The organism is Streptomyces sp. NPDC002536 (genome assembly GCF_053594995.1).
Map to the genome: position 1 here is coordinate 46,537 of NZ_JBSFWU010000048.1, position 9,208 is coordinate 55,744.

The window sequence follows — 9,208 nt, forward strand, 5'->3', positions numbered from 1 at the left end:
AGTCAGTCCCGCAGCACCGCCGCGTCCGCGGCCTCCGCCCCCTGTGCCCAGCCGTCCGCGTCGCGTCCGCGCAGCCGGTGCGAGGTGGTCTCGGGGAAGAGCTGCTGCGCCGTCTCGCCGACCGCCACGTCGCGGGCGGCGAGCACCGGCAGGACCTCGGACCGCGGCTCCTGTGCGGTCACGTCGCGCACCGCGGCGGCGAGGCGTTCGCCGATGCGGGCCGCGTAGGAGATCAGGAAGGACTCGCGGAAGTCGCGCGTGCGGCGGGACCGGCCGCGCGCGTGGTGCTCGTCGGCGGCGCGCCGCATCGCGGCGGTGGCCTGGACGAGGAGCGAGGTATACATGAGCTCCACCAGCTCCAGGTCCGCCTCGAAGCCGACGACCGTGGAGAAGCCGTACTCGCCGGACCACACGGCCTGGCAGTGGTTGGCCGCGGCCACGGCGTCCAGGAGCAGGGCCTTGGCGGACTCGTACGGACCCTCGACCCCGATCCGGCAGGCCTCGGGCCCGTCGCCGTCCCCCCACCCGGGGGAGGCGGCGGAGCCGGCGGCGACGAGGGCCGCCTCGTCCAGTGCGTGCCGGGCCATGAGTTCCTGGGCCTTCGCGGAGAGCGCCTCGGCCTCCTCCGGGAACTGTGTCGACTCCGCCTTCGCCAGCAGGGCGCGGATCCGGCCGAGCATGCGGGGCTCCACGGCGGTGCGGGGCTGCAGGTGGCCGGTGCCGGGCAGGGGGCCGACGGCGCCGATCCGCGGCAAGGAGCCGATCACCCGCAGGGCGCCGAGCGCGCAGGCGACGGTCTCGAAGCGGCTCAGCCGCTCGCGTGCGGCGAAGCCCGCGAGGAAGCCGTCGTCGGTCTCCCACCAGGCGCGGGCCTCCAGCTCGTGCAACTGCGCCGTCCAGCGTGCGCCGAGCGTCTCGGGCGCGTAGCGGCGGGCCTCGGCGGCGATGACGTCGACGGCGAACCGTGCCTCGACGGGCGGGAGTTGGCCGCGCACGAGCCGGACGACGTCGGCGGGCTGCCAGCCCCGTTCCCAGCAGCCGCGCACGGACGCGGAGGCGACGCGGACGACGGCGCGGCTGAGGGCCTCCCCGCCGGCCGGCGCGGCGGTCAGGGCGGAGGCGGCGGCGTAGACGGCGTCGTCGAGCTCGTCGGCGGAACCGGTGAAGGCGCGCAGGGTGCGCACAGCCGTCTCGACTGCCGCGGTCGGTTCGGTCTCGTCGGGCCGCTCGGGCCTCCTGCGCTGGGCCACGGTCTCTCTTTCCTACGGGCGTGCGCCGCGTTTGCCGGCGCGTACGCATGTGCGTACGCCTCCATTCTCGCGGACGGCGCGCCCGGCTCCCGGGTCCGGCCGCCCGGCCAGGCCGCGGCCGCAGTGGGCGGGGGCCGCGACGGTGTCGCAAAACCGTGTGCTGCCGCGAACTCGGCGCCTGCGCTGCCGAGTTCGAGCTGGAGACTCACCGGTACCACCATGCCACTCCACCAGGGACCCGGGACATCGCCGCAGGCACGCGGCGCACGCCCGGTCCAGCAGCACCGGGCACACCGATCTCAGCACGTCGGTGTATTGACCAGGAGTTTGGGTAGCCCTGAGTAGTCGAGTGAACACGTTACGCATTCACTGTGTGGCGGAGGGGGAGGGGGAAGCAGGTGGCAGCACCTTTGCAGCGTCCGACGGGCAGCCCGGCCGACGGCTCGGCCGGCAATCCCGGCGGGCCGGCCGGGAGTTCCACGACCGCGCGGGGCGCCGCTCCCCGCGCGCCCGGCGCCTGGCCGGTCCTCGGCCACACACCCGTCCTGATGCGGCGCCCGCTGGAGTTCGTCACGTCGCTGACGGCCCACGGCGACGTCGTCCGGGTGCGCCTGGGCAGGCTGCCGGCGTACGCACTCACGCACCCGGCGCTGGTCCGGCACGTCCTCGTCGACGGCGCGCGGCACTTCTCGCGCGGGCGGCTCTTCGACAAGGCGTCCGTCTTCCTCGGGGAGGGGCTCGCGGCGACGTCGGGCGCGCTGCACCGGCGCCAACGGCGCGTCATCCAGCCCGCGTTCAGCCAGCAGCGCATCGCCGCCTGCGTGCCGATCATGCGCCATGTCGCCCAGAGCATCGCGTCCGGCTGGACCCCGGGCCGGACGGTCGCGGTGGACCACGCGATGAACGACTACTCGCTCGCGGTCGTCACCCGGGCCCTGCTCCCCGACCACCTGGAGGCCCGCTCCGGCGAGGACTTCCAGCGGGCCCTGCCCGTGCTCACGCACGGCATGATGGCCCGCATGATCCTGCCCGAGTGGTGGACGCACCTGCCCACCCCGGGCAACCGCCGCTTCGAGCAGGCCCGCAGGACGATGACGGCGCTCGTCGCCGAGGCGGTGGCGGCGCAGCGCGCCGCGGGCACGCAGGGCGCGGGCCGCGCGGGCATGCTGTCCGTCCTCCTCTCACCGGAGGCCGGGCGGGACGGTCAGGACGGTCTCGGCGGGACCGAACCCGTCCTGACCGACCGCCAGTTCCAGGACCACGTGACGAGCATCGCCATGGCGGGAGTGGAGACCACCGGCGCCTCCCTGGCCTGGTTCTTCCACGAGCTGGGCCGCCACCCCGAGCTGGAGGCGCGGGTCCACGCCGAGGTCGACACGGTGCTGGGCGGCCGCCCGCCGCGCCACGAGGACCTGCCGGGGCTGCAGTTCACCACGCGCGTCATCCTGGAGACCCTGCGCCGCTACGCCCCCTGGCTGATCACCCGCCGCGCCAGGAGGCCGGTCCGGCTGGGCGCGGTGACGGTCCCGGCCGGCGCGGAGATCCTCTACAGCCCGTACGCCCTGCACCACGACCCCCGCTGGCACCCCGAGCCCTACCGCTTCGACCCCGACCGCTGGCTCCCGGCCCGCTCGCGCGGCCTGCCCCGGGGCACCTTCCTCCCCTTTGGCGCGGGCGCCCACAAGTGCATCGGCGACACGTTCGCCCTCACCGAGATGACGGTCGCCGCCGCCGTGATCTGCCGCCACTGGCGCCTCCGCCCGGCCCCGGGCGTCCGGGTGCGGGCGGTGGCCCGGGCGGAGATCCACCCGGACGCGCTGCCGATGGTCGCGGAGCGGCGGTGAGGCCTGCAGCCACGCGGAGAGCGCCGCCGGGGAACGCAGAACGGCCCTCCCCGCGGAATCCCGCAGGGAGGGCCGCCCACGATCAGGGCCGATCAGAACCGATCAGGACCAGGGCCGGGATCAGGAACCGGTCGCGCTGCCCGCGACCCATTCCTTCCAGTCCATGTTCCAGCCGTTGAGGCCGTTGTCCGGCTTGATCGTCTTGTCGTCGGAGTTCTTGATGACGACGACGTCACCGATGATCGAGTTGTCGTAGAACCACGCACCCGACGTGGACGGGTCGTTGGCGCCCTGGGCGTCCTGCAGGCCGACGCAGCCGTGGCTGGTGTTGGCCACGCCGAAGACGCCGTTGCCCCAGTAGTTGCCGTGGATGAAGGTGCCCGACGTGGACAGCCGCATGGCGTGCGGGACGTCCTTGATGTCGTACTCGCCCTTGCCGTCGCCCTTGGTGAAGCCGACGGTCGAGCCGTCCATGCGGGTCTCCTTGAACTTCTCGGAGATCACCATCTGGCCGTTGTACGTGGGGTTCGAGGGGCTGCCCGCGGAGATCGGGATGGTCTTGAGGGTCTTGCCGTCACGCACCACCGTCATCTGGTGGGTGTCGGCGTCGACCGTGGAGACCTGCGAGCGGCCGATCGTGAACTTGACCGTCTTGTTCTGGACGCCCTTGATGCCGGGGGCGCCCTCGACACCGCCCAGTTCCATCTTCATGGTGACCTCGGAGCCGGCCTTCCAGTACTCCTGGGGGCGGAAGTCCAGGCGCTGGTCGCTGAACCAGTGGCCGACGACCTTCTGGCCGCTGTTGGAGCTGACCTCCAGGTGCGACTGGACGGCCTTGCGGTCCTTGATCGGCTTGTCGAACTCGACGGACACCGGCATGCCGACGCCGACGGTCGAGCCGTCCTCCGGGGTGAAGGAGCCGATGAAGCTGTTGGCGGGCGAGACCGTGGAGAAGGACGAGTTCTCTGTGGCCTTGCGGTCCTTGTCGTCCTTCGCCTCGGCGACGATCTTGTACTTGGTCGACCGCTCGAGCTGCTTGGCCGGCTTCCAGCTCTTCTTGTCCGCCGCCAGGGTGCCCTCGACGGCGGTGCCCTTGTCGTCCGTCAGCTTGACGCTGGTGAGTTCGCCGTCGGTGACGGTGACCTGAACGGCGTCGGTGGTGATGCCGGCGTCGGTGGTGCCGCCCTTCGGCGTGATCTTGATCTGGGCCTTGGAGGCGTCCTTCGCGGCCTGGGCGTCCACCTGGTTCTGCGACTTCCCGTCCCCGGAGCCGCCGTTCTTGCCGTCGCCGTCGCCGCCGCACGCGGCGAGGGTCAGTACACCGCCGAGCACAGCGGCCGCGGCCACCAGGGCCTTGCGACGCTTGCCGTAGGTCATCACACGCTTCTCCATTGCTCCTGGACCCCTAGTCCCCCGGGCCGTGCGTGGGGCTCGTGGTGCAACACGTCTCCCGGCTATTGCTTAGGAACGCATGCACCGAATCGTCCGTTCCACTCGTCGGCCAAGTGTGGGGAAGACCACGCAAGTAAAGCCCCTCGGGGAGCGGACACCGCAACCGGGGTCCTGATAGTGGAGGCCCCTCCGGGCACCCGGCCCCGTATCGAGCGGTGGACTCGGCTTCCCCAGCACCCGCCCCTGTCACTAACATCGTGTCAGTCGGGACGCGCCGCCGCTCCACGACCCCCGAACTCCTGCGCTCCGAGGGGGATTCATCCCGTGACCGCACGCCGTCCGCTGCTGACCGCCGTCGCCGCAGGTGCAGTGTTGGGTGCGGTGTGGTGCATGCCGAGCGCGCACGCCACGGCCGAGCGCCCCTCCGCCGCCGAGACCGCGCCCGCGGTTCCGCAGGGCGAGGCCCCCGCCCCCGAGCCTGTGGCCCTCGCCGACACCGGTGGCGTGGACACCACGCCGTATCTGGTCGGCGGCATCGCATTCGTGGGCGCCGGCGGGGTGTTGGTCACCACCGCCATGCGCAGGGGCCGCGCCTCGTAGGGGCGCGGGGAACTGCGCGATCGGCCACGACGCACCCGCAGATGACCCCGAGGTGGTACGTCGGCTGCAGGCCGGCTGTGGCTGATCGCGCAGTTCCCCGCGCCCCTGACGGGGCTAGGCCAGCGGCCCCGTCACCGGCTCGACCGCCTCGATCAGCTTCCCGGCGCGCACGAACTCCTCGGCGGCCGCCAGGTCGGGGGCGAGGAAGCGGTCCTCCCCCGGGCCCTCGACACCGGCCGCGCGCACGGCGCGGAGCACGGCCTGCGTCGCCGGGGCCGGCGTCAGGCCGTCGCGGAGCTCGATCGCGCGCGTGGCGGCGACGAGTTCGACGGCGACGACGCGGGCGAGGGCGGCCACGGACGTGCGCAGCTTGCGCGCCGCCGACCAGCCCATGGAGACGTGGTCCTCCTGCATCGCGGAGGACGGGATCGAGTCGACCGAGGCCGGCACGGCCAGCCGCTTCATCTCGCTGACCAGGGCGGCCTGCGTGTACTGGGCGATCATCAGGCCCGAGTCGACGCCCGCGTCCCCGGCGAGGAACGGGGGCAGGCCGTGCGAGCGGTTCTTGTCGAGCAGCCGGTCGGTGCGGCGCTCCGCAATGGAGGCGAGGTCGGCCGCGGCGATGGCGAGGAAGTCCAGGACGTACGCGACCGGGGCGCCGTGGAAGTTGCCGTTGGACTCCACGCGCCCGTCGGGCAGTACGACGGGGTTGTCGACGGCGGCGGCCAGCTCGCGGTCGGCGACCAGCCGGGCGTGCGCAAGGGTGTCCCGGCTCGCGCCGGCGACCTGGGGCGCGCAGCGGATCGAGTACGCGTCCTGCACGCGCGGCGCGTCGTCCTGGTGGTGCCCGGTCAGCCCCGAACCGGCAAGCACCTGCAGCATGTTCGCGGCGCTGGCGGCCTGGCCCGGGTGCGGGCGGATCGCGTGCAGCTCGGGGGCGAGCACCTTCTCCGTGCCGAGCAGGGCCTCCAGCGAGAGCGCGGCCGTCACGTCGGCGGAGGTGATCAGCCCGGCCAGGTCGGCGCAGGCCATCACCAGCATGCCGAGCATCCCGTCCGTGCCGTTGAGCAGGGCGAGGCCCTCCTTCTCGCGCAGCTCGACGGGCTCGATCCGGTGCGCGGCGAGCAGCTGCGCGGCCGGCGCCACGACGCCGTCGGGGCCCTCGGCCTCGCCCTCTCCCATCAGGGTGAGCGCGCAGTGCGACAGCGGCGCCAGGTCGCCGGAGCAGCCCAGCGAGCCGTACTCGTGCACCACGGGCGTGATGCCCGCGTTGAGGATGGCCGCCATGGTCCCGACGACCAGCGGACGCACACCGGTGCGGCCCGAGGCGAGGGTCTTCAGGCGCAGGAACATCAGCGCGCGGACGACCTCCCGCTCCACCCGCGGCCCCATGCCCGCCGCGTGCGAGCGCACGATGTTGCGCTGGAGCTGGGCGCGCAGGTCGGGGCTGATGTGGCGCACGGCGAGGGCACCGAAGCCCGTGGAGACGCCGTAGACGGGTTCGGGCTTGGCGGCCAGATCGTCGATGACCTGCCGCGAGGCGGCCACGGCGGCCAGCGCTTCCTCCGAGACGACGACCCGCGCACCGTGACGCGCCACGGCGATCACATCGTCCGCGGTCGTCCCGGCCGTACCCACCACCACAGTGTGCATATCCATATTCAGGCACCCTAGAGACTGAATCGCGAGCTGTCACTAGTAGATACAACGCAGGTGAAGGGGCCCGCATGCCGGGGCCGCGCCCGTCAGGGGCGCGGGGAACTGCGCGACCAGCCCAAGACGGCCCGCACCGGACCGCTCAGGCGTCCCGCCCCCGGAAAATCCGCCGCTCCGCGGCGACCGGCACCGGTGGCCGATCAGCCATCCGCACCACGGGATCCTCGACCCCGCCCGCGCGCCCCGCAACGACCGGCTCGGCGGCCCGCGCCCCCTTGGCCCGGTACTGCGCCGCGTCCGCGAGCCGGAACAGCCGCCGCGCGGACCGCACCGCGCCGATCGGGTCCCCGGTGGACGCCACCCCGCACGCGACGCCCTCGCCCAGCTCCAACTCCCCGGCCCGGCGGCACAGTTCGGACGCGACCCGCACCACCTCGTCGGCCTCCGGGCCGACCGCCAGGAGACAGAACTCGTCCCCGCCCAGCCGCGCCGCCAGCGCCCCCGGCAGCCGGGCCCCGCACAGCGACAGCAGCGACCCGAAACGTTCCAGCAGCCGGTCCCCGACCGCGTGCCCCAGTGTGTCGTTGACGTGCTTGAGCCCGTTGAGGTCGCACACCACCAGGCTGACGACCACGCCCTCCGCCTGGTGCCGCTCCACCGCCTCCTCCAGCCGCACGTCCACCGCACGGCGGTTGGCCAGGCCGGTCAGCGGATCGGTGAAGGCGAGCCGGCGCACCTCCTCCAGCCGCTCGGTCTGCGCGACCCCCGCCGCCGTCACGGCCGCCAGGACCGTCGCGAAGTCCACGTCCGTCGCGTCGAAGACCGGCGCCCCGGCCGGCCGCGCCACGTACAGCTCGCCCCAGGCCCGCCCGTGCAGCACGAGCGGGGCCACCACGCAGCAGCCGCGGCCGCGCTCGCGCAGCGCGGCCGCCCTGCGGCGGTGGGCCGTCGGCCCGGTGTCCGCGGCCGTGTCGACCCAGGCGCGGGGCTGGCCGCCCACCCACTCCTCGTGCAGGAACTCGGCGATCTCCGGGAAGTCGTGCACGGGGTACCACTCGTCACCGGGGAAGCGTTCCTCCCCCGCCGCGCGCTCGCCCGCGTTCACCAGCACCCGCAGCCGGCCGGCCTCGCGCTCCCACACCGAGATCGCCGCGAAGCCGCCCTCCAGCGCCCGCAGGGCGCCCTCCGCGGCGGCGGCGACGGTCTCCAGCGGGGTGCGTGCGGCGGCCATCGCCTGCGCCAGCTCCACCACGGCGCGCAGCCGGACGTCGCACTCCCCGTCTTGTGCCACCCGAGCCTCGCATTCGTCCACCGCGCAGCCCCCGTACTCCAGCGTAGGAACGCCGGGCTCATTCCGCTTTACGGAATCACGGCCGGGCTCTCCTGGCTACTCCCGGGGCCAGTCCGGCTTCCGCTTCTCGTTGAACGCGGCCACGCCCTCGGCCCGGTCGCCGGAGAAGGCGACACTGCGCCACGCGGCGTCCTCCACCTCCAGCCCGGTCCGCAGGTCCAGCCCGTGCCCGAGCCGCAGGGCGCGCTTGGCGGCGCGCAGGCCCACGGGCGAGTTGGCCGCCATGCGCGCGGCCAGGGCCAGGGCCTCGGTACGGTCCTCGCCCTCCGGGACGAGCTCGTCGACCAGGCCCAGCTCCCGGGCCTCCGCGGCCTCCACCCGCCGCGCGCTGAAGACCAGTTCGGCCGCGCGGGCGGCCCCGACCCGGCGCGGCAGCAGCTGGGTGCCCCCGCCGCCGGGGATCACGCCGACGGAGACCTCGGGGAGGCCGACGACGGCGGTGGTGTCCACCACGATCACGTCGCAGGACAGCGCGAGCTCGAACCCGCCGCCGAGCGCGAACCCGTGCACGGCCGCGACGACCGGCACGGGCAGCTCCAGCACGCCGGTGTAGGCGGCGCGGGCGAGGGGGCGCTGACGGACGAGCTCGGCGTCGGTGAAGGAGTTGCGCTCCTTGAGGTCGGCGCCGACGCAGAACGCACGCGGGTGCGTGGACGTCAGGACCACGGCCCTGACGTCGCGGTCGGCGGCCAGGGCGGTGGTCGCCTCGACGATACGGCGGGCCATCTCGGTGGAGACGGCGTTCATGGCCTTCGGACGGTCCAGGACCAGCTCGGCGACGTGTCCGTGGCGGCGGACCGCCACCCACTCCCCGAAGCGGTGTTCGCTGTCGCTCATGGGGGCGATCATGCCTTGCCGCTGCGCGGGGGGCCATACCCTCCGGGGCCCTTGCCCCGCTAGGGGCGCGGGGCTGTTGATATATGCGGCTCCGTCGCGTGGGCGCGACCAGCCACGACGCACCCGCAGCCGAGCGCCCCGTCAGGGGCGCGGGGAACTGCGCGAGCAGCCACGACGCGCCCGCAGCCGAGGCTCCCGGGGCTTCGCCCCGGACCTCTGGGTAGTGCGTCGGCTGCAGGCCGTCGGTGGCTGAGCGCGCAGTTCCCCACGCCCCTGAC

The 9,208-nt window shown here is 73.9% G+C and carries 7 protein-coding genes; 2 read left to right on the forward strand and 5 right to left on the reverse strand.

Features of this window, described 5'->3' with window-relative positions; all coding sequences use genetic code 11:
- Nucleotides 1–2: 2 nt before the first annotated feature.
- Nucleotides 3–1,250, reverse strand: coding sequence for a DUF2786 domain-containing protein (locus ACWD4B_RS19105; RefSeq protein ID WP_451421823.1), 1,248 nt, complete (start codon nt 1,248–1,250; stop codon nt 3–5).
- A gap of 398 nt (nt 1,251–1,648) precedes the next feature.
- Here ACWD4B_RS19105 and ACWD4B_RS19110 point away from each other — a divergent pair, with 398 nt between their 5' ends.
- Nucleotides 1,649–3,094, forward strand: coding sequence for a cytochrome P450 (locus ACWD4B_RS19110; RefSeq protein WP_451421824.1), 1,446 nt, complete (start codon nt 1,649–1,651; stop codon nt 3,092–3,094).
- Nucleotides 3,095–3,214: 120 nt separating this feature from the next.
- Here the strand turns inward: ACWD4B_RS19110 and ACWD4B_RS19115 are convergent, their stop codons facing one another.
- Nucleotides 3,215–4,486, reverse strand: coding sequence for a L,D-transpeptidase (locus ACWD4B_RS19115; RefSeq protein WP_451421825.1), 1,272 nt, complete (start codon nt 4,484–4,486; stop codon nt 3,215–3,217).
- Nucleotides 4,487–4,810: 324 nt separating this feature from the next.
- On the opposite strand from ACWD4B_RS19115, the gene ACWD4B_RS19120 reads away from it, so the two are divergent.
- Nucleotides 4,811–5,086, forward strand: a complete 276-nt coding sequence (locus ACWD4B_RS19120) for a hypothetical protein (protein ID WP_451421826.1) — start codon at nt 4,811–4,813, stop codon at nt 5,084–5,086.
- Between the two features lie 114 nt (nt 5,087–5,200).
- Here the strand turns inward: ACWD4B_RS19120 and hutH are convergent, their stop codons facing one another.
- The 3 genes from hutH to ACWD4B_RS19135 all read right to left on the reverse strand — a co-directional run bounded on the left by hutH (nt 5,201) and on the right by ACWD4B_RS19135 (nt 8,930).
- Nucleotides 5,201–6,745: a histidine ammonia-lyase gene (hutH, locus tag ACWD4B_RS19125; protein ID WP_451421827.1), complete on the reverse strand. Its 1,545-nt coding sequence runs from the start codon at nt 6,743–6,745 to the stop codon at nt 5,201–5,203.
- A 139-nt stretch (nt 6,746–6,884) separates the two neighbouring features.
- Complete coding sequence (locus ACWD4B_RS19130; RefSeq protein WP_451421831.1) at nt 6,885–7,973, reverse strand: diguanylate cyclase domain-containing protein; 1,089 nt, start codon at nt 7,971–7,973, stop codon at nt 6,885–6,887.
- A gap of 156 nt (nt 7,974–8,129) precedes the next feature.
- Nucleotides 8,130–8,930, reverse strand: a complete 801-nt coding sequence (locus ACWD4B_RS19135; RefSeq protein ID WP_451421828.1) for an enoyl-CoA hydratase/isomerase family protein — start codon at nt 8,928–8,930, stop codon at nt 8,130–8,132.
- Nucleotides 8,931–9,208: the final 278 nt, after the last annotated feature.

Bases quoted from the DNA above. Each gene is read 5' to 3' on its own strand.
- ACWD4B_RS19130 (WP_451421831.1), bottom strand. From the start codon at position 7,973: ATGGCCGCCGCACGCACCCCGCTGGAGACCGTCGCCGCCGCCGCGGAG.
- ACWD4B_RS19135 (WP_451421828.1), bottom strand. From the start codon at position 8,930: ATGAGCGACAGCGAACACCGCTTCGGGGAGTGGGTGGCGGTCCGCCGC.
- hutH (WP_451421827.1), bottom strand. From the start codon at position 6,745: ATGGATATGCACACTGTGGTGGTGGGTACGGCCGGGACGACCGCGGAC.
- ACWD4B_RS19115 (WP_451421825.1), bottom strand. From the start codon at position 4,486: ATGGAGAAGCGTGTGATGACCTACGGCAAGCGTCGCAAGGCCCTGGTG.